Origin of the sequence: Curtobacterium sp. PhB78 (genome assembly GCF_003751685.1) — a bacterium.
Lineage (GTDB): Bacteria > Actinomycetota > Actinomycetes > Actinomycetales > Microbacteriaceae > Curtobacterium.
In genome coordinates this window covers 184,860-205,252 of record NZ_RKIA01000001.1, presented here as the reverse complement: position 1 = coordinate 205,252, position 20,393 = coordinate 184,860, and the positions used below count along the sequence as shown (strand labels likewise).

At 70.2% G+C, this 20,393-nt stretch carries 23 protein-coding genes and 1 tRNA gene; 10 read left to right on the top strand and 14 right to left on the bottom strand.

Features of this window, described 5'->3' with window-relative positions; all coding sequences use genetic code 11:
• The first annotated feature begins 61 nt into the window (after positions 1-61).
• Positions 62-490, top strand: a complete 429-nt coding sequence (locus EDF53_RS01080; protein WP_111084665.1) for a BLUF domain-containing protein — start codon at positions 62-64, stop codon at positions 488-490.
• Here EDF53_RS01080 and EDF53_RS01075 read toward each other — a convergent pair.
• The 4 genes from EDF53_RS01075 to EDF53_RS01060 form a co-directional block, all read right to left on the bottom strand.
• The gene (locus EDF53_RS01075; RefSeq protein WP_134194579.1) at positions 453-1,085 is read right to left on the bottom strand and encodes a ScbR family autoregulator-binding transcription factor; all 633 of its coding nucleotides are present in this window, start codon (positions 1,083-1,085) and stop codon (positions 453-455) included. The genes EDF53_RS01080 and EDF53_RS01075 overlap by 38 nt on opposite strands.
• 157 nt (positions 1,086-1,242) lie before the next feature.
• Entirely contained in the window at positions 1,243-2,616 is a 1,374-nt protein-coding gene (locus tag EDF53_RS01070) for a sugar ABC transporter substrate-binding protein (RefSeq protein ID WP_123291850.1), read from the bottom strand.
• A 24-nt stretch (positions 2,617-2,640) separates the two neighbouring features.
• On the bottom strand, positions 2,641-3,582 hold the full coding sequence (locus EDF53_RS01065; protein WP_123291849.1) for a carbohydrate ABC transporter permease: 942 nt from the start codon (positions 3,580-3,582) through the stop codon (positions 2,641-2,643).
• Between the two features lie 15 nt (positions 3,583-3,597).
• On the bottom strand, positions 3,598-4,545 hold the full coding sequence (locus EDF53_RS01060) for a carbohydrate ABC transporter permease (protein WP_123292300.1): 948 nt from the start codon (positions 4,543-4,545) through the stop codon (positions 3,598-3,600).
• Positions 4,546-4,775: 230 nt separating this feature from the next.
• Here EDF53_RS01060 and EDF53_RS01055 point away from each other — a divergent pair, with 230 nt between their 5' ends.
• Both EDF53_RS01055 and EDF53_RS01050 read left to right on the top strand, forming a co-directional pair.
• Positions 4,776-6,008 (top strand): Gfo/Idh/MocA family protein, encoded by a 1,233-nt coding sequence (locus EDF53_RS01055; protein WP_395872969.1) that lies wholly within the window; start codon positions 4,776-4,778, stop codon positions 6,006-6,008.
• Positions 6,009-6,082: 74 nt separating this feature from the next.
• Positions 6,083-7,096, top strand: coding sequence for a LacI family DNA-binding transcriptional regulator (locus EDF53_RS01050; protein WP_248703786.1), 1,014 nt, complete (start codon positions 6,083-6,085; stop codon positions 7,094-7,096).
• Positions 7,097-7,153: 57 nt separating this feature from the next.
• Here the strand turns inward: EDF53_RS01050 and EDF53_RS01045 are convergent, their stop codons facing one another.
• Positions 7,154-7,609: a helix-turn-helix domain-containing protein gene (locus EDF53_RS01045; protein ID WP_123291848.1), complete on the bottom strand. Its 456-nt coding sequence runs from the start codon at positions 7,607-7,609 to the stop codon at positions 7,154-7,156.
• 85 nt (positions 7,610-7,694) lie between these two features.
• Here EDF53_RS01045 and EDF53_RS01040 point away from each other — a divergent pair, with 85 nt between their 5' ends.
• From EDF53_RS01040 to EDF53_RS01030, 3 genes are all read left to right on the top strand, one after another.
• On the top strand, positions 7,695-8,390 hold the full coding sequence (locus EDF53_RS01040) for an SDR family oxidoreductase (RefSeq protein WP_123291847.1): 696 nt from the start codon (positions 7,695-7,697) through the stop codon (positions 8,388-8,390).
• Between the two features lie 101 nt (positions 8,391-8,491).
• Complete coding sequence (locus EDF53_RS01035) at positions 8,492-8,905, top strand: hypothetical protein (RefSeq protein WP_123291846.1); 414 nt, start codon at positions 8,492-8,494, stop codon at positions 8,903-8,905.
• Entirely contained in the window at positions 8,902-9,483 is a 582-nt protein-coding gene (locus tag EDF53_RS01030; RefSeq protein ID WP_123291845.1) for a DUF6036 family nucleotidyltransferase, read from the top strand. Before EDF53_RS01035 ends, EDF53_RS01030 begins: the two co-directional genes overlap by 4 nt.
• A gap of 6 nt (positions 9,484-9,489) precedes the next feature.
• Here the strand turns inward: EDF53_RS01030 and EDF53_RS01025 are convergent, their stop codons facing one another.
• The 5 genes from EDF53_RS01025 to serS all read right to left on the bottom strand — a co-directional run bounded on the left by EDF53_RS01025 (position 9,490) and on the right by serS (position 12,890).
• The gene (locus tag EDF53_RS01025) at positions 9,490-10,053 is read right to left on the bottom strand and encodes a GrpB family protein (protein ID WP_123291844.1); all 564 of its coding nucleotides are present in this window, start codon (positions 10,051-10,053) and stop codon (positions 9,490-9,492) included.
• Positions 10,050-10,592 (bottom strand): GNAT family N-acetyltransferase, encoded by a 543-nt coding sequence (locus EDF53_RS01020; protein ID WP_123291843.1) that lies wholly within the window; start codon positions 10,590-10,592, stop codon positions 10,050-10,052. Before EDF53_RS01020 ends, EDF53_RS01025 begins: the two co-directional genes overlap by 4 nt.
• A tRNA-Ser gene (locus tag EDF53_RS01015) sits at positions 10,592-10,679 on the bottom strand. The genes EDF53_RS01020 and EDF53_RS01015 overlap by 1 nt, the downstream gene beginning before the upstream one ends.
• Before the next feature lie 88 nt (positions 10,680-10,767).
• Positions 10,768-11,631, bottom strand: coding sequence for an HAD-IIB family hydrolase (locus EDF53_RS01010; RefSeq protein ID WP_123291842.1), 864 nt, complete (start codon positions 11,629-11,631; stop codon positions 10,768-10,770).
• Positions 11,628-12,890, bottom strand: coding sequence for a serine--tRNA ligase (serS, locus tag EDF53_RS01005; RefSeq protein WP_123291841.1), 1,263 nt, complete (start codon positions 12,888-12,890; stop codon positions 11,628-11,630). Before serS ends, EDF53_RS01010 begins: the two co-directional genes overlap by 4 nt.
• Positions 12,891-12,962: 72 nt before the next feature.
• Here serS and EDF53_RS01000 point away from each other — a divergent pair, with 72 nt between their 5' ends.
• A complete protein-coding gene (locus tag EDF53_RS01000) occupies positions 12,963-14,039 on the top strand; it encodes a diacylglycerol kinase family protein (RefSeq protein ID WP_123291840.1) in 1,077 nt (358 codons plus the stop codon).
• 117 nt (positions 14,040-14,156) lie between these two features.
• Here EDF53_RS01000 and pheA read toward each other — a convergent pair whose 3' ends face one another.
• Genes pheA through EDF53_RS00980 form a run of 4 tightly spaced genes read right to left on the bottom strand, consistent with a single transcriptional unit; the run spans position 14,157 to position 17,568 of the window.
• Positions 14,157-15,113: a prephenate dehydratase gene (gene pheA, locus EDF53_RS00995; protein ID WP_123291839.1), complete on the bottom strand. Its 957-nt coding sequence runs from the start codon at positions 15,111-15,113 to the stop codon at positions 14,157-14,159.
• A 53-nt stretch (positions 15,114-15,166) separates the two neighbouring features.
• A complete protein-coding gene (locus EDF53_RS00990; protein WP_123291838.1) occupies positions 15,167-15,712 on the bottom strand; it encodes a MarR family winged helix-turn-helix transcriptional regulator in 546 nt (181 codons plus the stop codon).
• Positions 15,713-15,721: 9 nt separating this feature from the next.
• Positions 15,722-16,171: a hypothetical protein gene (locus tag EDF53_RS00985; protein ID WP_123291837.1), complete on the bottom strand. Its 450-nt coding sequence runs from the start codon at positions 16,169-16,171 to the stop codon at positions 15,722-15,724.
• Positions 16,168-17,568, bottom strand: coding sequence for a molybdopterin-dependent oxidoreductase (locus EDF53_RS00980; protein ID WP_185020889.1), 1,401 nt, complete (start codon positions 17,566-17,568; stop codon positions 16,168-16,170). The genes EDF53_RS00985 and EDF53_RS00980 overlap by 4 nt, the downstream gene beginning before the upstream one ends.
• Positions 17,569-17,589: 21 nt before the next feature.
• Between EDF53_RS00980 and EDF53_RS00975 the strand changes: the two genes are divergently transcribed.
• The 3 genes from EDF53_RS00975 to EDF53_RS00965 are packed head-to-tail and all read left to right on the top strand — an operon-like array spanning position 17,590 to position 20,324.
• A complete protein-coding gene (locus EDF53_RS00975; RefSeq protein WP_123291836.1) occupies positions 17,590-19,029 on the top strand; it encodes a glycosyltransferase family 87 protein in 1,440 nt (479 codons plus the stop codon).
• A 5-nt stretch (positions 19,030-19,034) separates the two neighbouring features.
• A complete protein-coding gene (gene moaA, locus EDF53_RS00970; protein WP_123291835.1) occupies positions 19,035-20,081 on the top strand; it encodes a GTP 3',8-cyclase MoaA in 1,047 nt (348 codons plus the stop codon).
• 3 nt (positions 20,082-20,084) lie between these two features.
• Positions 20,085-20,324, top strand: coding sequence for a MoaD/ThiS family protein (locus EDF53_RS00965; RefSeq protein ID WP_123291834.1), 240 nt, complete (start codon positions 20,085-20,087; stop codon positions 20,322-20,324).
• Positions 20,325-20,393: the final 69 nt, after the last annotated feature.

Below are 20,393 nucleotides of genomic sequence, written 5' to 3'. Positions count from 1 at the left end.
CCCGGGGCGTTCTGCGGACATCCGTTTCGCGCAATCGGGCCCGTCACACGAAGATGGACCCGTGCTCGTCTCCATCGTCTACATGAGTCGTGCCGTCGTCCCCTTCGACGACGGCGACCTCGCGACGCTGCTGGACGGCTCACGGCTCCGCAACGAGGCGCTCGGCGTCTCCGGGCTGCTCGTCGTGAAGGGCGGCCGCTTCATGCAGTTGCTCGAGGGCCCCGCGTGGAGCGTCGACGACCGGTTCGCTGCGATCAGCCGTGATCCGCGGCATGGCGAGGTGAAGTCGCTCATCCGCGAGGACATCGAGCGACGACGCTTCGACGGCTGGTCGATGGCCTACCGCTCGCTCGACGACGCGGACGTCCACGCGGAGCCGGGCTTCAGTCCGTTCCTGTCCGGCGAGACGGACTTCCCGCGGTCCTTCGACCGCACGAGCGCGGCGTGGCTGCTCAAGTGGTTCCGCGACCGCGAACTCCACGACCGCTGAACGCCTCGTCGACGACCCCGAGCAGCCGGTCGCGGTGCGCCGGGTCCGCCGTGGCCGTCAGGACCACCCGCCACATCGTCGCGACCGCGGGGAACAGATCGGCCCGCCCGGTGCGGACGTCGGACACCAGTTGCACGCCCGTGAAGTACGGCACGACGGTGGCGCCGAGCTGTTCCGCGGTCAGGTCGGTGCGGAGCTCGCCGCTCGCGATCGCCAGCCGGAACACGTCGACGATCCCGCCGATCCACTGCTCGTAGAAGCTGACCGTGGCCGCGTGGAACTCGCCGCGCTCCAGTGACAACCGGATGCCCGCCCGCACGATCGGGTCGGTCCGCAGCAGGTCCGCGATGGCTCGCGAGGCGCCGACCAGGGCAGCTGCTGGTGACTGCTCGGTGTGGCTCACGACGTCGAAGGTCCGGACGTTCTGCTCGTCGATCACACCGAGCGCGAGGGCCAGCTTGGTCGGGAAGTGGAAGTGCAGCGCCCCCTGCGAGACGCCCGCCCCGCGGGCGATGGCCGCGATCGTTGCGGCGGCGAAGCCGACGCGGTCGAACTCCTCCGCAGCGGCCACCAGGATCTGCTCACGTCGTTCCACGTGACCAGTCTGACGGTCTGGAGGCGCGGGGCGGGCGTGCCCCGTGCCTCTCCCCACCGACACGGCCGACACGCCGCTGGCGCGTCGCGCCGGAACCGGCGGCGTGGGCCCAGACCGAGGGGTGGTCGCGTCAGACCGCGTCAGGCGACCCGCGCGCTCAGGTGAGCGCCAGCAGGTTGTTGACCTGCTCGTTGATGCCGGTCAACGTCGAGATCGGCTTGCCGTTCGCGTAGACGTTATCAAAGGCCGGCTGCAGCAGCGCCTGCACGTCCGCCGGGTTGCGGGTGACGGGGAACAGGAACGTGGTCTTCTCCTCGACCTGCCGGGTGAACGCCGACACGTCCAGCCCGCGCTTCCGGAACGACGCGACCGCCGCCTCGGTACCGGCGGGACGGGCCGGGAACACGACGCCTGCGCGGCCGACGATCTCCTGGGCGGTGTCGCTGCCGAGGAACGCGACCCACTTCGCCGCCGCCTCCGGGTCCTTCGCCTGCTTCGTGATCGAGTCGCCGAGCCCGTTGAACATCGACGCCCGCTTGCCCGTCGGCCCGATCGGCGTCGGGGCGACGGCGATGTCGAGGTCCTTCATGTTCAGGTACGTGCCGATCATCCACGAACCGTTGAACGACAGCGCACACTTGCCCGCGCCGAGCTGCACGTCGGGACCGGTCGTCGTCGAGAAGACGCCGTACTTCGCCATGTAGCCCTTGTCGGCCAGGCGGTAGTACCAGGCGAGGGTGTCCTGCACGGTCTTCTCGTCGTAGCGGAACTTGTCGCCCCACGGGTTCTCGTTCGTGTAGAACCAGTCGGTCGACCCGGTGAAGGGCGACCACTGCGTCTGGCCGAAGCCGTCGCCGCCGGACCCGTTCGACGAGATGCCGTAGACCTCGACGTTCTCCTTGTCGAAGCCGGGCTCGTCACCCCGCCGACCCTTGGAGTCGATGGTCAGGTGCGCGAGCATCCGTTCGAACGAGCCGCCGTCTTCGGGGTTCCACTCGAGCGTGGCGAGCTCGTCGTCGGAGACGCCGGCCTTCTGCATCGCCTTCCGGTCGTAGAACATCCCGATGGTGTCCCAGTCCTTCGGCGAGCCGTAGCGGTGGCCGTCCTGGCCCTTCCACAGCTCGGCGAGGCCGGACTGGTAGTCGTCGTCGCTGATGGACTTCGTCGCGTCGAGCTCGTCGAGCTTGTAGAGCACGTCGAGGTCGGAGAACTGCGGGAACTTCGTCAGGTGGTCGGTGAAGACGTCCGGCGCGGTGCCGGCGATGAACCCGGCCGTCAGCTTGGTCCAGTAGTCCGCCCACCCGAGCTGGGTGATCTGCACCGTGATGTCGGGGTTCTCGCGGTGGAAGGCCTTCGCGACCTGCTGGTAGGCGGGCAGCTGGTTGGAGTCCCAGAGCCAGTAGCTCACGGTGCGGGCGCCGCTCTTCGAGGCGGTCCCCCGGCTCGGGGACGAGCAGGCGGCGAGCGCACCGAGGGCGAGGGCTGAAGCGCCGCCCGCGAACAGTGCGCGGCGGGAGAGGTTGTTCGTCATGGTGTGGTCCTGTCCGAGCCGGGGCTACTTGATCCCGGAGAAGCCGATGGAGTTGACGATCCGCTTGGCGAAGACGCCGAACAGCACGATCATCGGGAGCGCCGCCACGAGGGTCGCGGACATCAGCCCGGCCCAGTCGGTGCCGGACTGCGGGGACTGCGACTTGAAGACGCCGAGTGCGACGGTGAGCACCCGCGAGCTGTCCGTGTACGACACCATGAGCGGCCAGAAGTAGTCGTTCCAGCTCGTGATGTACGTCAGCACGGCGAGCGTCGCGATCGGTGCAGCGGCCATCGGGATGACGAGCCGGAAGAACACCCGGACCTTGCCCGCGCCGTCGATCAGCGCGGCCTCCTCGACCTCCTTCGAGATGCCGAGGAAGAACTGCCGCAGGAAGAACACCGCGAACGGGGTCATGAACATCGTCGGCAACGCGATGCCGAGCAGGTTGTCGACGAGCCCGAGCTGCTTGATGAGCGTGAAGTTCGGCAGCAGCGTGAAGATCGCGGGCACCATCAGGCCGGCGAGGAACACCCCGAAGACCTTGTCGCGTCCGGGCCAGCGCAGTCGGGCGAAGGCGTACGCGGCAGCGGCCGAGAAGAACACCTGGCCGACCGTCACGAGCGTCGACACGATCACCGAGTTGAGCAGGTACCGCCAGAAGTTCAGGGCAGCGCCGGAGCCACCCTGGGCGAGGGCCTCCTCGGTGGACTGCAGGCCGAGGACCCGCTCGAACCCACCCAGGCTGAACCCGACGGGCAGCAGCGACGTGGGGTCGGAGTTGATCGCACCGTTCGACGACAGGGCGGTGCGCAGGATCCAGTAGAACGGGAACAGGGTGACGACGATGACGATGATCATCGCGACCCAGGCGAGGACGCGGCCGACCGACGGACGACGGCGGTGGCCGGCTCCGGGTCGGGGCGGACGCTTCGTGGTGACGGAACGGGTGAGGGTCGTGGTCATGGTGCGGCGCTCCGTTCAGTCCAGGTCCGACTCACCCGAGCGGGTGAGGCGGTACTGGATGATCGTGATGATGCTGAGGACGATGAGGAGCGCGACCGAGACCGCGGACGCGTAGCCGAACTGGAACCGGCCGAACGCCAGGTTGTAGATGTAGTTCTGCACGACGTTCGTGGCGTTCGCCGGGCCGCCCTGCGTGGTGACGGCGACGGTGTCGAACACCTGGAACGACCCGATCACCGTGATGATGAGCACCAGCGACAGGATCGGGCGGAGCAGCGGCACCGTGATGCGCCAGAACATCTTCCACTCGCTCGCACCGTCGATGCGGCCGGCTTCGTAGACCGTCTCGGGCAGCGACTGCAGGCCGGCGAAGATCAGGAGCGCCGTGTAGCCGACGTGCCGCCACACGTTGATGAGCGCGATCGACGGGATGCCCCAGACGTCGCTCTGCAGGAACGGGATGCGGTCCAGGCCGAGGGCCGCGAGCATCTCGTTGCCGATGCCGAGCTGGGTGTCGAGGATCCACAGCCAGACCAGCGCCGCGACGACGTTCGACACCAGGTAGGGCGCCAGGACGATGCCGCGCACGAAGGTCGACTTCGTCAGGCGGTGCATCATCACGGCGATGAACAGTGCGACGACCGTCTGGATGACGATGTTGATGAGCACGTACTCGATCGTGACGACCATCGAGTGCCAGAAGATCGAGTCCTGCACGAGCCGCGCGTAGTTCTGCAGCCCGGTGAACTCCGGCTCGGTGAGGAGGTTGTAGGACGTGAAGCTCAGGTAGATGCCCCGCACGGTCGGCCAGGCGAGGAACACCACGAAGCCGATCGCGGCCGGCGCGATGAACAGCAGCGCGAGCCACAGGTCGTTCCGGGGACGGCGGCGGCGTGGGACGGTGGTGCTGGCGAGCGGGAGGTCGGCTGCCCGACTCCTCCGTCTCGTGCTGGCGGTCGTCAAGGGTGACGACACAGGGCTCTCGGTGGCCATCGCGACTCCTTCGTCTGCGGTGGACTGACGTGCAGCAGTCCGTGAGCCGGGAATCTACACGTGGTGACACCGGGTGGCAAGAGGCTCTTTCACGCTCCGAATCCGGGGTTGTCACGTGTAGACAATCGTGTCAGGATGGCGGTCGATCGCATCGGCGCGACCTGCCCGGCGACGCATCCCTCACCCTGGAAAGGTCACTGATGATCTCTGTCGGAATGGTCGGCGCGGGCCAGTTCGCCCCCCAGTTCGCCAAGCTGTTCAAGCTCCACCCGGACGTCGACCGCGTCTTCGTGGCCGACCTCGTCGACGACCGCGCGTCGGAGCTCGTCGAGTCGCAGCACCTCGACGGCACGTTCGCCGACTTCGACGCCGTGCTCGCCTCGGACGTCGACGCCGTCGCGATCTTCACGCAGCGCTGGACGCACGGTCCGCTCGTCGTCAAGGCGCTCCGCGCCGGCAAGCACGTCTACTCGGCGGTGCCGATGGCGATCTCGGTCGACGAGATCCGCGACATCATCGAGGCCGTCCGCGAGACCGGGCTCACCTACATGATGGGCGAGACGAGCTACTACAACCCCGCGACGGTGTTCGCCCGCAAGCAGGTCGCCGACGGCGCCTTCGGCCGGGTCTTCTACTCCGAGGGCGACTACGTGCACGACATGGACCTCGGGTTCTACGCCGCGTACCAGTTCAGCGGTGGCGAGGACTGGAAGCGCACCGCCAGCTACCCGCCCATGCTGTACCCGACCCACTCGGTCGGCGGCGTCCTCGGCGCCATCCCCGGACACGCGGTCAGCGTCAGCTGCATCGGCGTCAAGGACGACCGGGGCGACGGCGTCTTCGACAAGGACGTCAGCCAGTTCGACAACGACTTCTCGAACGCCACCGCCCTGTTCGAGCTCGACAACGGCGGCGTCATGCGCATCAACGAGATGCGCCGTGTCGGCTACCCGTCGCACATCCGCGAGTCCCGCTTCCGCTACTTCGGCACCGAAGCCAGCTTCGAGCAGCTCGCGAAGACCAGCGTCTGGCAGGACAAGGAGGACTCGCACGACATCAGCGACAAGATCAACACGCAGGCGACGATGGACCTCGACGACCCGCGTCTCGCCGGCGTCGACCCCTCGCTGCGCGACGCGTTCGTGTCCGGGTACGCCGAGGTGCACGACACCGACCGCCTGCCCGCCGAGTACGCCGGCGTGCCGACCGGGCACGAGGGCTCGCACCAGTTCCTGGCCGACGACTTCGTCCGCGCCGTCGTCGACCGGACCCTGCCGCCGGTGAACGCCTGGACCGCCGCTCGCTTCACGCTGCCCGGCATCATCGCCCACCAGTCGGCCCTGCAGGGTGGCGCACGCCTCGAGGTGCCGGACTTCGGGGACGCCCCGGAGACGACCTCGGCGGTGCCCTCGTCTAGTATCGCCAGCGAATAGCAAGTGGTGTTCGGGTGTCGGTCCGCACGGGCCGGCACCCGAACGCGACTTCCGAGCCGACGAAGGTGGCACCCGTGAGCGTCCCGACGACCCCGAGGGCGGTCACCCGCGCCGACGTCGCCCGGTACGCCGGCGTGAGCACCTCCGTCGTCAGCTACGTCGTGCACGACGGCCCCCGTCCCGTCGCGGCCACCACCGCCGCCCGGGTCCGTGACGCCATCCGGGTCCTCGGCTACCGCCCGAACGCCAGCGCCCAGGCCCTGCGCACCGGGTCGTCGAAGATGCTCGGCCTCATCGTCCCCGAGCTCGACAACCCCTTCTGGTCCGAGCTCGCCGTCGAGGTCACCCACGCCGCAGCAGCCCGCGGCTACGACGTCCTGCTCGCCAACAGCGACGGCGACGCCAGCCAGGAGCGCGAGCGGCTCCGCAGCCTGTCCGCCCGTCAGGTCGACGGGATCATCGTCACGAGCATCATGACCCACCCGGACCTGTCCACCGTGTCGGACCCGGGCATCCCGATGGTCCTGCTCAACACCTTCTTCGAGGTGCCCGAGTACGCCAGCATCGGCGTCGACGCGCTGCGGGGCGCGTACGACGGCACCCAGCACCTGGTCGAGCACGGCTACGGGTCGATCGGCCTCGTCATGGGGCACGCCGGCTCCATGGAACTCCGCGAACAGGGCTGGATGCGAGCACTGCGCGACGCTGGCCTGCCGGACGGCCCGATCGTGCGCTGCGACTTCACCCGACGGGGCGGGTACGAGGCCGGCCTCCGCATGTTCGCGGACGGGACGGGACCCCGCGCCGTCTTCGTCAGCTCGGACATGCAGGCCGTCGGTGTGCTGCGGGCACTGTGGGAACTCGGGCTGCGCGCACCGGAGGACGTCGCGATCGTGTCGTTCGACGGCGGCGCCGAGGCCGACTACACGAACCCGCAGCTCACGACGGTCCGGCAGCCGATCGAGACGATGGCCACCGCCGCCGTCGACCGTGTGCTCGGGCTCGACGCGGACAACCAGTGGCACCGCGACCTGGTGCCCGCCGAGTTGGTCCTGGGCGCGAGTTGCGGGTGCGACGTGCGTCGCTGACGCACCACCAAACCGTCCTGGAGGCGCGGGGCGGGGCCGCCACGGGCCTCCCGTCCGTCAGGTGGCCGGGTCCATGACGGCGGTGAGCCGCTGGAGCGGCACACGCTGCTGGGACTCCTGCGTCACCGCGACCGCTTCGACCGGCTCGCCGGAATCGGTGTCGACGAAGCGCAGGTCCGACGTCAGCTCCGTGGGGCGGTACCGATCCGCCCAGCCGCCGAGCGCCAGGAGCACCAGCGAGAGATCGCGGCCGGCGTCGGTGAGGATGTACTCCTCGCGCGCCCGGGCACCCTCCGGCTTGTAGGTCGTGCGCTCGAGCACTCCCCCGTCCACGAGGGAGGCCAGTCGTGCGGTCAGGACTTCGCGCGGGACGCCGAGGCTCTGCTGGAACTGGCTGAAGCGCGTGGAACCGGCGAGGGCGTCACGCACGATCATGAGCGTCCACTTCTCGCCGAGGACGTCGAGGGACCGTGCGATGGGGCAGCGCTCGTCGCCGCCAAGGATGCCGAGCATGCGTTCATCCTAGCTGGGTTCGATTTCCGGACACAACGTGCTAGGTTCGGTTTCCGTACTCAACATCTCTCGTCTGGAGCCTCTCATGACCGACCTCACCAACGCCATCGTCCTCGTCACCGGAGCGAACGGCGGCCTCGGCGCCGAGTTCGTCCAGCAGGCCCTGGACCGCGGCGCCGCCAAGGTCTACGCGACCGCCCGCACCCCGCGCACCTGGGACGACGAGCGCATCGTGCCGCTCGCCCTCGACGTCACCAGCCAGGAGAGCGTCGATGCCGCAGCCCGTGCCGCCGCGGACACCACGATCGTCGTGAACAACGCCGGGATCGCCGGCGCCGACCCGCTCGTCGACACCTCGGTCGCGGAGGTCGAGCGCATCTTCGCGACGAACGTCTTCGGCGCGCTCCGTGTCGCCAAGGCCTTCGCCCCCTCGATCGGCGGCGGCGCACTGATCGACGTGCACTCGGCTCTGAGCTGGGTCGCTCTGGCCGGCGCGTACTCGGCGTCGAAGGCAGCGTTCTGGTCGATCACGAACTCGCTCCGCCTCGAGCTCGCACCCCAGGGCACCCAGGTCGTCGGCGCACACCTCGGCTACACCGACACCGGCATGACGGCGGGGCTCGACGTCGAGAAGTCCGACCCGGCCGACATCGTCCGGCTCATCTGGGACGCCGTGGAGGCCGGTGAGCACGAGGTGCTGGCCGACCAGGTCAGCCGTGACGTCCGCGCCGGGCTCAGTGCGCCGCTGACGGCGCTGTACCCGGCGCTCGCGACCGCTTGATCGGTTCGGCGGCTCCGGTTCAGGACCTCCGCGGTTCACGAACCGGACCCGCCCGCAAGATCGAGTGCGGGCGCGACCGGACGGACCCGTAGGATTCGACCATGGCCGGGAACGCACTGTTGATCCCACTGTCGAGGGCAGCGGAGCTGATCCGCGACGCGCTCCGAATCGGCCACGTCGCCGCCGCCGACCGGGCTCTGACCGATGCAGTCAGCCGCATTCTGCACGCCGCTCCCGACACACCGGTCGATCCGGGTGTGACGGAGCGCGCTCCGTCGGTCGGCGATGAGCACTACGACGCGCTCCTGACCACGGCGTACGCGTACGCGCTCCTCCGGCACGGGACCCAGCCGCCGACGTGGATGCTCGAGCTCCGTCCGCTCGATCGCGAATGGCTCTGGGACGGGGATGCCGAGGCTTCGCTCGAGTGGCGTTCGTTCATCAGGCAACGGACGCCCGATCTCTTCCTGCGGAAGAACATCTTGCTTCGCGAAGGCGACCTCGAGGCCGCATGACCGAGGATTACCGTCTCCTCAGTGGCGCTGAGGTCGTCGACCTCCTCGGTGAGCTGTTGGAGCGCCTGGCTGGCCGCGGCGTCGAGGTCGAGACCTACATCGTCGGAGGCGCCGCTGTCGCTGTGCACCTCGGCCGCGACGAGGTGACCCCCGACATCGACGGACTGTTCCAACCGATGGACGAGGTGCTCGTCGAAGCGCGAGCCATGGCGGCCGAACACCGACTCGACCCCGAGTGGATCAACTCCCGCGCGTTCTCGTTCATGGAGTTCTCGCCGAATGACGACACCGAAGCGCTGCACACCACCATCAACGGTCGCCCGGTCGTCGTGGCCTCGAAACGACGGCTCTTGGCGATGAAGCTCGCAGCGTCCCGCCCGAAGGACCGGACGGACCTCAACCGTCTGATCATCGACCTCGACGTGAGGACCGCCGACGAACTCGTGGCGATCGCGCGCGAAGCGTACGGCGAGCACAGCATGACGCTTCCGGACGACCCAGCCGAGGTCCAGCTGATCGCCGAGGAGGCGCTCCGTCGGGCTGACGCTTGGAGACGACGAACGCACACGGCGGAATGAGCGAACTCAACCGCGGGCGCCTCTGCCGGTGATGTCGCGGTTCACTTTGGTGATCGCGGCGCGCTCCTCGACCGAGATCCCCGCCGCAGCCAGGACACGACCGAGCACGCCGCTCTTGCGCTCGATGTAGTCGTCGATGTCCTCGGCCTCCGCAGCCGCCCGGCGCTTCACGGCGGCGTACTCGTCGCGCAGCACCGGGTCGGCGCGCAGCACGTCGCGGACGGCGAGGTGGTTCCGGAGCGAGAGCGATCCGGCAGTGGCGACGTAGGTGTTGCTCGGGGCGAAGCGCTCGGGTGTCCGAAAGGCCTGCCGGTCGGGGACACCGAGGTCTCCCCGAGGTTCGAAGCCGATCGCGGTCAGCGCTGCGACCGCAGCCGTGACGTCGCCGGCGTCGACCACGATGTCGACGTCGATGACGGGCTTCGCCGCGAGGCCGGGTACCGAGGTGCTGCCGACGTGTTCGATGCTGCGGTACCGAGCGCCGGCGGCGTCGAGCGCCGCGGCGTAGGCGTCCCGCAACACCGCGAACCGCTCGGGCCACGATGGCTGGTACTCGACGACGACGATCATCGGGTCCGCCGCGTGGCAGGCGGTGGCGCGAGGAGCTGGAACATGACGTGGTCGCGCCAGGCGCCGTCGATCTTGATGTACTCCGGCGCGAACCCGTAGCGCTTGAACCCCGCGGACTCGAGGGCACGCTGCGACCCCACGTTCTCCGGCAGCGTCTCGGCCTGCACCCGGTGGAGTCGGAGGACGTCGAACGCGTGGGCGGCAGCAGCGGCGACGGCGCGGGAGGCGTGACCCTGGCGCAGCCGATCGGCGCGGATCCAGTACCCCATCGCGCAGGACTGCAGGGCCCCGCGGGTGATGCCGCTCAGCGTGATGCGCCCGAGGAGTTCACCGTCGGCCGACTCGATCACGAACGGGACCGCGGTGCCGGCGCGCTCTGCGGCGAGCGACTGCACGATGACGTCGTGCTGGCCCTGCTCGGTGAAGTACGCCGGGGCCCGGGACGGCTCCCACGGGCGTAGGTGCTCGGCGCTCGCGGTGATGACGGCGGCGAGCGTCGCCGCGTCGTCGACGCGGAGCAGGCGCAACCGGGTGTCCATGGCGGAGGGTGTGGGATTCGAACCCACGAGACATCTCTGCCCACCTGTTTTCAAGACAGGCTCCATCGGCCGCTCGGACAACCCTCCAGTGACGCGACCACGTGGCGAGACGTGACCGCGTCCCGGGAAGTCTAACGGGCCTCCCGTCCGCCGTGCGCGTCAGCGCATGCCGGGGTCAGCGCGGCAGGGAGTCGAGCGCCGCTGCCAGGCCGTCGTCGGACACGCCACCGGTGAGTTCGTTGCCGGCGTCGACGACGTCGTCGGGCGCCTGGCCCATCACGACGCCGCGACCGGAGGTCGATGCCCACCGCAGCATGTCGATGTCGTTGCGGCCGTCCCCCGCGGCGAAGACGCGGGAGCGCGGGATGTCGAGCCACTCGCGCACGCGTTCCATCGCAGTGGCCTTCGTCACGCCCTCTGGTGCGATGTCGAGCCAGGCGGTCCACCCGACCGTGTACGAGACCTTGTGCAGGCCCATGTCCTCGACGATCTGCAGGAACTCCTCGAGCCCGTGCTCCGGCGAGATCACGACGACGCGGGTGGCCTCGACCGTGAGCAGCTGCTCGAACGGCACCAGCTCGCCGGCGTTGGTCATGGTGTCGGCGGGGAAGTTCTCGGACAACCGGAAGTGGCCAGTCTCGTCCTCGACGCCGAAGGCCGCGTTCTCCAGGGCGCCACGGATGGTCTGCAGGACGTCGCTCGGGTCGAAGTGCTCGACGTGGACACGCTCGTAGGACCCGTCCGGACGGCGGGCCAGGGTCAGCGCACCGTTGGCGCAGACGAGGTACTTCGGCTCGATGCCGAGGGTCTCGAGCAGCGGCACCGTCATGCCCTCGCTGCGGCCCGTGGAGAGCATGACCTCGTGCCCGGCGGCCTCGGCATCGCGCACGGCGGCGACCACGGCCTCCGTGATGACGCCGTCCTCGCGCATCGTGGTGCCGTCGATGTCGAGCGCCACCAGCCACCGCTTCGTGCGGGCGGGAGCACCAGCGCCCGCGCCCTGCGCCGCGCCGTCCACGAACCGCCCCTGCGTGCTCATCGGGGCTCGATGACCTCGACGCCACCGAGGTAGGGGCGCAGCACCTCGGGCACGACGACGGAGCCGTCGGCCTGCTGGTGGGTCTCGAGGATCGCGACGATCCAGCGGGTGGTCGCGAGGGTGCCGTTCAGGGTGGCGACCGGGGCGGTCTTGCCGCTCTCGGTGCGGTACCGGATGTCGAGGCGACGGGCCTGGAACGTCGTGCAGTTCGACGTCGAGGTGAGCTCGCGGAACGTGCCCTGCGTCGGGACCCAGGCCTCGATGTCGTACTTCTTCGCCGCGCTCGTGCCGAGGTCACCAGCGGCGACGTCGATCACGCGGTAGTGCAGCCCGAGGTCCTGCAGCATCTGCTCCTGGTAGGACACCAGCTTCTCGTGCTCGGCCTCGGCCTGGTCCGGGTGGACGTAGGCGAACATCTCGAGCTTGTTGAACTGGTGCACGCGCAGGATGCCACGGTTGTCCTTGCCCGCCGAACCGGCTTCGCGCCGGTAGCAGGTCGACCAGCCGGCGTAGCGGTGCGCGGTCTTCTCGATGTCGAGGATCTCGTCGGCGTGGAAGCCGGCGAGTGCGACCTCGCTCGTGCCGGTCAGGTACAGGTCGTCGGCCTCGAGCCGGTAGACCTCGGCCGCGTGCTCGCCGAGGAAGCCGGTGCCCGCCATGGTCTCGGGGCGGACGAGCGTCGGGGTGATGAGCGGCTCGAAGCCGGCAGCGATGGCGCGGTCGAGGCCGAGCGACATGAGCGCGATCTCGAGCCGGGCGCCGAGGCCGCGCAGGAAGTAGAAGCGCGAGCCGGAGACCTTCACGCCGCGCGGGATGTCGATGATGCCGAGGTGCTCGCCGAGGTCGGCGTGGTCCTTCGGCTCGAAGTCGAACTCGGGCTTCGTGCCGACGGTGCGGAGGGTGACGAAGTCCTCTTCGCCACCGGCCGGGACGCCGGGCAGCACGACGTTCGGGATGGCGCGCACGACGGAGTTGAAGGTCTCCTCGGCCGCGGTGACGGTCGCCTGGGCTTCCTTCACCTGGGCCGAGAGCGCCTGTGCCTGCTGCACGAGCGCGGCCTTCTCGTCCTTCGGGGCCTTGGCGACGGTCTTGCCGAAGGCGTTCTGCTCGGCGCGGAGCGACTCGAACGCGGTGATCGCGCTGCGTCGGGCGGCGTCGGCAGCGACGGCCTCGTCGACCACGGCGACGGATGCGCGGCGGGACTCCTGCGAGGCCTTGATGACGTCCGGGTTGTCACGAAGCAGCTGGGGATCGATCACCGCTCCATCCTAGAGGCGGCGACATGGGGAGGAACCCGCCGCTCGCAGCGTCCGATCGGTACCGTTGATCCCATGTCGACCCCTTCGGAGACCGCGCCCGCGGACCAGGACGCCCTCCCCACCGAGCACCGGACGGCTGCCGTGGTCTACAACCCGGTCAAGGTCCACCTGCCGACCCTCAAGGCCACCGTGGAACAGCACCAGCAGGAAGCCGGCTGGGCCGAGACGCTCTGGTTCGAGACCACCGAGGAAGACCCGGGCGGAGGCATGGCCCGCGCAGCGCTCGAGGCGGGGGCCGACGTCGTCGCCGCCGCGGGTGGCGACGGCACCGTGCGCGCGGTCGCCGAGGTCGTGCACGGCTCCGGTGCCTCGCTCGCGCTGCTGCCGAGCGGGACGGGCAACCTGCTCGCCCGCAACATGAAGCTCCCCCTCGACGACCTGGCGAGCAGCGCGCACACGATCTTCTCCGGCCACGAGCGGGCGATCGACTTCGGCCTCATCGGCATCGAGCGGCCGGACGGCGCCCGCGAGCAGTTCGGCTTCGTCGTGATGGCGGGCCTCGGACTCGACGCCCGGATGATCGCGAACACCCGCCCCGAGCTGAAGAAGCGCGTCGGGTGGCTCGCCTACCTCGACTCGCTGCTCCGCTCCGTGCGGGACACCGACGGCTTCGAGTTCAAGTACCGGCTCGACGAGTCGGCCCGCAACGGTTCAGTGCGCGCGCACTCGGTCATCGTCGGCAACTGCGGCATGCTGCAGGCGAACGCGATGCTGCTGCCCGACGCCGAGATCGACGACGGCGTGTTCGACATCGTCGTGATGCGCCCGCGCGGCTTCTTCGGCTGGGTGCGGATCGGTGCCCGCGTGTTCTGGGAGAACGGGATCCTGCGCTGGTTCCGGCGTTCGGCCCTGTCCGAGACCCTGATCGGTCGACGCATCACGACGGCAGCGAAGCAGGAGCGTCCGCTGCGGTACATGCGCGGCGAGGAGTTCACGCTGCGACTCGAGAAGCCCGACGAGTTCGAGATCGACGGCGACCCGGTGGGCGAGATCACGGCGTTCCGCGCGCGGATCGACCCCGGTTCACTGACGGTCAAGGTGCCGACGGTGGAGCCGCGGCCGAGCTGGGTGCGCGGCCGCAAGCGCTGAGCGGCGGCGGGCCGTGCGGCCCGTGCGGCGTTGCTCACTCGGTGCGAGGTTGTTCGGGCGCACGGAGTGATCAACCTCGCACTGAGCAGCGCCGACCGACGAGCACACCGCCGCGCGTCAGCCCGCGTCGGGCTCGCCGGACACGATCGCGCGTAGCCAGTCCCGCGCCTCGACGAACGCGGCGTCCGAGTAGCGCGCCGGCACCTCGGGCTGCGCGCCGTCGGCACGCGGGTACGACCCGAGGAACGTCACGCGCGGGCTGAACCGACGGAGACCGAGCAGGGCGTCGGCCACGCGCTCGTCCTGCACGTGCCCGTCCAGGTCGATGACGAACCGGTAGCGGCCGAGCTCGTCGCCGATCGGCCGCGACGACAGCAGCCCCATGTTGATGCCGCGGGTCGCGAACTGCTCGAGCATGTCGACCAGGGCGCCGGGGTGGTCGGCGGGCAGCTCGACGATGACGCTCGTCTTGTCGGCACCGGTCGGCTCGGGCAGCGCCAAGGTCTTGGACACGAGCACGAAGCGGGTCACGGCCGAGGCGTTGTCGCCGATCGACGACGCGAGCACGACGACGTCGTGGTGGTCGGTGATGCCGGGCGGTGCGACGGCGGCGTCGGCGGTGGGGTTCGCCTCGAGCAGGGCGAGCGCGGCGGCGACGTTCGACGACGCCGGGATGTGGCCGTGACCGGGCAGGTTCACCTCGAGCCAGTTGTGGGTCTGCGCGTACGCCACCGGGTGCGCGTTCACCGTGCGGACGTCGGCGAGCACGGTGCCGGGGCGCGCGACGAGCACGAAGTCGACCGGCACGAGGTACTCCCCCACGATCCGTACGCCGGGGATCCGGGCGAGGGCGTCCTGCGTTGCGCTGACGCCGCCGTCGACGCTGTTCTCGATCGCGATGACCGCGCCGACCGAGCGGCCGGACATGACGTCGTCGAGCGCTTCACCGACGTTGTTGACGCTCCGCCAGGGCTTGCCGGCCGCGGCCTCGACGAGCTTGAGGGCCGCCTCGGTGAAGGTGCCGGCGGGTCCGAGGTAGGAGTAGGTGTCGGACGGCGCGGCGGGGTCGGTCATGGGCCGAGCCTATTGCAACGACCGAGCCCGCAGACGCGGGCGCACAGCGCCGTTCAGTCGGTGCTGGCGCCGGTCAGCCGGGCCTCGCAGATCGCGGTGTCGTCGTCGTCCCGCGGGTACGTCAGGGCAGCGAACCGCCCCTCGGGGTCGAGCCGTGTGAGCAGTGCGGCCGCGATGCCGTCGAGCTGGACGACCTGCTCGTCACTCAGGGCGTCGATCACGACGTGGCGTGCGGTGCGGACGTGGTCCGGAGCGGCCTCGACGATCGTGGCGTACCCGGCGTCGGTGAGCCGGACGTCGGTCGCGCGGCGGTCCGAGGTCGAGGGGCAGCGCGTCACGAGCCCGCGCTTCTCGAGCCGGGACACCACGTGCGACAGCCGGGGCAGCGAGGCGTTCGTCGCCGAGGCCAGCGCCGACATGCGCAGCGTGCGACCGTCGGTCTCGGAGAGCATCGCGATGACCATGTAGTCGAAGTGCGTCAGGTCCGCGTCACGCTGCAGCTGCTGGTCGAGCGCCGCCGGCAGGAGTTCCATGACGGCCACGAGCTTCATCCACGCGCGCAGCTGCTCGCGGGTGAGCCACGGGGTCTCGTCGGTCATGTCTGCATCCTACCGAATGGTTGTCGCTTTAACCAGTGCCGTCCGCCGCGCACGGACCACCCCGACGACGAGCACCGCCACCACCACGAGCAGCAGCACCCCCTCGACGATCAGCAACCGCGTGCCGTAGTCGAACGGCAGGATCGTGGGGTTCTTCTGCCCGTGCCGCTTCGCGGCGATCTCGGGCAGCACCACGAGGGCGAGCACACTGCCGAGCACGATCACCGTCTGCACCACGACGAGCACCCACGCCCGGAGCGACCGCCCCGCCCGACGCAGGAGCAGTCCGGCGCCGACGACGAACGGCGACAGGATCGCGTCGTGCAGGATCACCGCGCCGAGCAGCCAGGTCGCCAGCCCGCCGATCCGGTTCGGCTTGACCGACGTCACCAGGACGTAGGCGCCGAACGCGATCACCAGCACGCCGAGCACGACGAGCACGATCCGCGCGGCCTTCACCGCAGCACCTCGATCTTCTCGATCCACTTGGTCTGCAGCACGCCCGGTCGCCCCGGAGCGATGATCCGCGCCGGGAACCCGTGGTCCAGGTCGAGCGTCGAACCGTTCAGCTCGAGCGCGACCAGGGTGGTCGGGTCCTCGGCGTACTCCGGCCCCATGTCCATGATCCGGTAGCCGCCGTGCCGTTCCAGGCTCGTGACGCGCACGTGCGATCCGGGTTCGGCCTGCACGGCGCCGAGCAGGTCGCGCATCCGCACGCCCTTCCAGCTGCCCATCTGGCTCCACCCCTCGACGCACGAGATCGGCAGGTCGACCTCGGTGGTACCGAGCGCGACGAGTTCCGCGCGCACGAAGGTCCGGGTCACGTCGGGTCCGACGACGGTCAGCGTCCAGTCCGCGGCAGTCGCACTGGCGAGCACCCCCGCCGCGCGGGCGGTGCGGTTGACCGGCAGGCCGTTCGCGCCGAGACCGCGCTGGCGCGCGCCGAACACGTTGAACGGTTCGGCGAGCTTCGAGGACTGCCCCGCCGTCAGGGCGACGACGCCGACGACCGCAGCCGTCACACCGCCGAAGAACCCGCGTCGTGCGATCCGCTGGCGTCGGCCCTGCGCGCGCTCCTCGACCGACCGGGAGGCCCGGGTCGGCTCCGGCGCATCGGCCGTCGGTTCGTCCGGGGCTGCGTCGACCGCCTCGACAGCCTTGACCGCGTCGACGCCGTCGATCCAGCGGAACACGCGGCCGAGCAGGCCGGGGGCCGTGGACTGGGTCGTTTCGGCACCCGCAGCCTGCGGTGCGGACGCCGGGCGGGCCTCCAGGACGGGTGGGAGCAGCTCACTGCCGGACGCGGGGTCCACGATGAACCGGCCCTGCTCGTCGTAGGAGTCGCGCTTCCGCCAGTAGCGGGCGATCACCGGCAGCTTCGACGCGATGTGGATGATGAGCGACCCGATGATCACGTACGCCATCGCGTTGTGGACCTGGCGGAACGGGAACGGCCACGGGTACCACTGGTACGTGTTGAGCAGGCCGGTCGTGACCTGGATGATCGAGGCCGACACGAGCACGGCGATCGACAGCCGCTCGAACAGGTGCAGCACGCCGCGCACCGGCGGGACCTGCACCAGCGCGGGCATGACGGTGTTGAGCTTGGCCAGCAGCAGCGGGATGATCGCGATGCCGGTGGTGATGTGCAGGCCCTGGGTGAACTGGTAGAGCTGCGTCGGCCGGGTCGGGAACCGCATCCAGCCGAGGGGCTCCTGCAGCAGGTGACTGTAGATGCCGGTGCCGAAGCACACCACGAAGGCGATGCCGAGCAGTCGTCCGAGCACCACCGCGGAGCGCGCGTTCCGGTTCGGCGAGGCCAGAGCGGCCCGCGCCTCGAACAGCAGGTGCCGCATGCCCGCTAGCCTCGACGGACCATGAGCGACCGACTGCGTGCCGTCCGACCGTCCTCCGCCGTCGGACCCGGTGCCCGCCTCGCCGTCGTGGGCGCGGTCGTCGGGGTACTGGCCCTCGCGGGCGTCATCGCCTTCGGCGTCACGCATCTGGGGTTCCTCCGATCCGACACTCGTTCGTCATTCGTTGCGTGGACGCTGATCGCTTGGACGGTGTTCGTGATCGCCGTGCTCGCGCTGCGGTTCGTGCCCGCCCGGTGGATGACCGCCGTGGTCATGGTCGGGGCGGTGGTGGTCGGTCTCGCGGCGCTGGCCGGCCCACCGAGCACGAGCACCGACTCGGCGCGGTACGCGTGGGACGGCATCGTCCAGCATGCCGGAGTCTCACCGTACGCGCACACCCCCCAGTCCACGGCACTGTCCGGTCTGCGGCCCGACTGGCTGTTCCCGGACAAGGTGAACGGCACGTGCGACGACCTCAAGCCCCGGTTCCGCGGCCTGGGTGACGGCGCGGACGGCCACTGCACCGCGATCAACCGGCCGGACGTGACGACGATCTACCCGCCGATGGCGCAGCTCTGGTTCGCCGCGGTCCGTGCGTTCGTGCCGGCGACCGCGCAGTACATGCCGTTCCAGGTGGCGGGCCTGCTCCTCTCGCTCGTGGTGACCATCGCCCTCGTCGTGGTGCTGCGGAAGACCGGTCGTCCGACCTGGTGGGCGGCGCTCTGGGCCTGGTCGCCGCTCGTGGCGTCGGAGGCCGTGACGAACTCGCACGTCGATGCCCTCGGCGCGGCGCTCGCGACCGCGGGTGCCGTCCTCGTCGCGTTCGGTCGACCGATCTGGGGCGGGATAGCGCTCGGTGCGGCGACGGCGACGAAGCTCATCCCCGCGATCGTGTACCCGCCGTTGCTCGGCCGGTGGCGTTCCTGGTGGGCGATCCCGGTCGGCATCGCCGTGTTCGGACTGCTCTACGTGCCCTACGTGCTGACGACGGGGCTCGACGTGCTCGGGTACCTGCCGGGCTACCTGAGCGAGGAGGGCTACGAGGACGGCTCGCGCTTCGCCCTGGTGTCGCTGGTGTTCCGGGGCGACGCCGCGACCGTCGTGGTCGGGCTCGCCGTGCTGCTCGCCGCCTTCGTGGCCTGGCGGCTGTCCGACCCGTCGCGGCCGTGGTCCGGCGAGGTGCTGATGATCGGCGTCACGTTCCTCGCCGTGACGCCGCGCTACCCCTGGTACGCGCTGCTGCTCATCCCGTTCGTGGTGCTGTCGGGCCGGTGGGAGTGGCTGTCGATCGGGCTCGCCATCGCGCTGCGCGGGGTGTGGCCGTCGACGGACGCCTACCGGTGGTGGCTGCTCGCCGCCGTGGCCGTCATCGTGGTGGTCACGCTCCTGCGCACGAGCCGGTCGGACTGGCGGCGCTGGTGGGAACGGCTGTCGTTCCGGCGCGTCGAACACGTACGCTGAGCCGCATGGCACCCGCGACCCTGCTCGGCACGACCGTGGACCCGGCGTCCGCCGGGCTCGTCGACCGCTTCGGGCGTCGTGCGATCGACCTGCGGGTGTCGCTGACCGAACGGTGCAACCTGCGCTGCACGTACTGCATGCCGGCCGCCGGGCTGCCGTTCGCCCCCGACGATGCCCTGATGACCGCCGCCGAGATCGAGCGGCTGGTCCGGATCGGGTCGTCGCGCTTCGGCGTGCGCAAGGTGCGGTTCACCGGCGGCGAGCCGATGCTCCGGCACGACCTGGTCGACGTGATAGCCCGGTGCGCCGCGCTGCCCGACGCCCCGGAACTGTCGCTCACCACGAACGCCATCGGTCTCGCCCACCGCGCCCAGGCCCTGTACAACGCCGGGCTGCGGCGCGTGAACGTGTCGCTCGACACCGTCGACCCGGACGTGTTCACCACCGTGACCCGCCGCCCGTTCCTCGACAAGGTGATCGCCGGGCTGTCCGCCGCCCACGACGCCGGCCTCGACATCAAGGTCAACGCGGTGCTGCTGCGCGGGATCAACGACGAGGCCGCGCCGGAGCTGCTGCGCTGGTGCCTCGACCGCGGCTACGAGCTGCGGTTCATCGAGCAGATGCCGCTCGACCCCGACCACGCCTGGGACCGCACCGAGATGGTGACCGCTGCCGAGACCCGGGCGCTGCTGGCGTCGTCGTTCGTGCTGACGCCGGACGAGGCACCGCGTGACGGCGCCCCGGCCGAGCGGTACCGGGTGCAGGATGCGCGCTCCGGTGCGTCACTCGGCACCGTGGGCATCATCGCGAGCATCACCGAGTCCTTCTGCGCCGACTGCACCCGCACCCGGTTGACCGCCGACGGCAACGTCAGGAGCTGCCTGTTCTCCGACGCGGAGACCGACGTGCTCGGCCCGATGCGCGCGGGGGTCTCCGACGACGACCTGGCCGAGCTGTGGCGCCGGGCGATGTGGGCGAAGCCGCGCGACCACGGCGACGACAGCGACGAGCTCGTGCACCCGACGCGCGGCATGAGCGCGATCGGCGGCTGAGACATGACCACGATCCGGTTCTTCGCCGCTGCCCGGGCGGCGGTCGGCGCGGACACGCTGACCACCGCGGCCGGCACGCTCGACGAGGCGCTGCGCGAGGTCACCGCCACCGACCCATCGCGATGGAGTGCGCTGCAGGAGCGGTGCTCGTACCTGGTCGACGGCGTGACCACCCGCGACCGGGCCACCGCGCTGTCCGGGGTCGCGGTCGTCGACGTCATGCCCCCGTTCGCCGGCGGCTGAGCGCCCCCGCTCGTTCTTTCCCAGAACGCCCGCGATGCCTGGTGTTTCCGGGCGTACTGGGTCGAAACT

Coding starts and splice junctions, on each gene's coding strand:
- EDF53_RS01070 (WP_123291850.1), bottom strand. CDS start 2,616: ATGACGAACAACCTCTCCCGCCGCGCACTGTTCGCGGGCGGCGCTTCA.
- EDF53_RS01065 (WP_123291849.1), bottom strand. CDS start 3,582: ATGACCACGACCCTCACCCGTTCCGTCACCACGAAGCGTCCGCCCCGA.
- EDF53_RS01055 (WP_395872969.1), top strand. CDS start 4,776: ATGATCTCTGTCGGAATGGTCGGCGCGGGCCAGTTCGCCCCCCAGTTC.
- EDF53_RS01045 (WP_123291848.1), bottom strand. CDS start 7,609: ATGCTCGGCATCCTTGGCGGCGACGAGCGCTGCCCCATCGCACGGTCC.
- EDF53_RS01040 (WP_123291847.1), top strand. CDS start 7,695: ATGACCGACCTCACCAACGCCATCGTCCTCGTCACCGGAGCGAACGGC.
- EDF53_RS01035 (WP_123291846.1), top strand. CDS start 8,492: ATGGCCGGGAACGCACTGTTGATCCCACTGTCGAGGGCAGCGGAGCTG.
- EDF53_RS01030 (WP_123291845.1), top strand. CDS start 8,902: ATGACCGAGGATTACCGTCTCCTCAGTGGCGCTGAGGTCGTCGACCTC.
- EDF53_RS01025 (WP_123291844.1), bottom strand. CDS start 10,053: ATGATCGTCGTCGTCGAGTACCAGCCATCGTGGCCCGAGCGGTTCGCG.
- EDF53_RS01020 (WP_123291843.1), bottom strand. CDS start 10,592: ATGGACACCCGGTTGCGCCTGCTCCGCGTCGACGACGCGGCGACGCTC.
- EDF53_RS01010 (WP_123291842.1), bottom strand. CDS start 11,631: ATGAGCACGCAGGGGCGGTTCGTGGACGGCGCGGCGCAGGGCGCGGGC.
- EDF53_RS01000 (WP_123291840.1), top strand. CDS start 12,963: ATGTCGACCCCTTCGGAGACCGCGCCCGCGGACCAGGACGCCCTCCCC.
- pheA (WP_123291839.1), bottom strand. CDS start 15,113: ATGACCGACCCCGCCGCGCCGTCCGACACCTACTCCTACCTCGGACCC.
- EDF53_RS00990 (WP_123291838.1), bottom strand. CDS start 15,712: ATGACCGACGAGACCCCGTGGCTCACCCGCGAGCAGCTGCGCGCGTGG.
- EDF53_RS00980 (WP_185020889.1), bottom strand. CDS start 17,568: ATGCGGCACCTGCTGTTCGAGGCGCGGGCCGCTCTGGCCTCGCCGAAC.
- EDF53_RS00975 (WP_123291836.1), top strand. CDS start 17,590: ATGAGCGACCGACTGCGTGCCGTCCGACCGTCCTCCGCCGTCGGACCC.
- moaA (WP_123291835.1), top strand. CDS start 19,035: ATGGCACCCGCGACCCTGCTCGGCACGACCGTGGACCCGGCGTCCGCC.
- EDF53_RS00965 (WP_123291834.1), top strand. CDS start 20,085: ATGACCACGATCCGGTTCTTCGCCGCTGCCCGGGCGGCGGTCGGCGCG.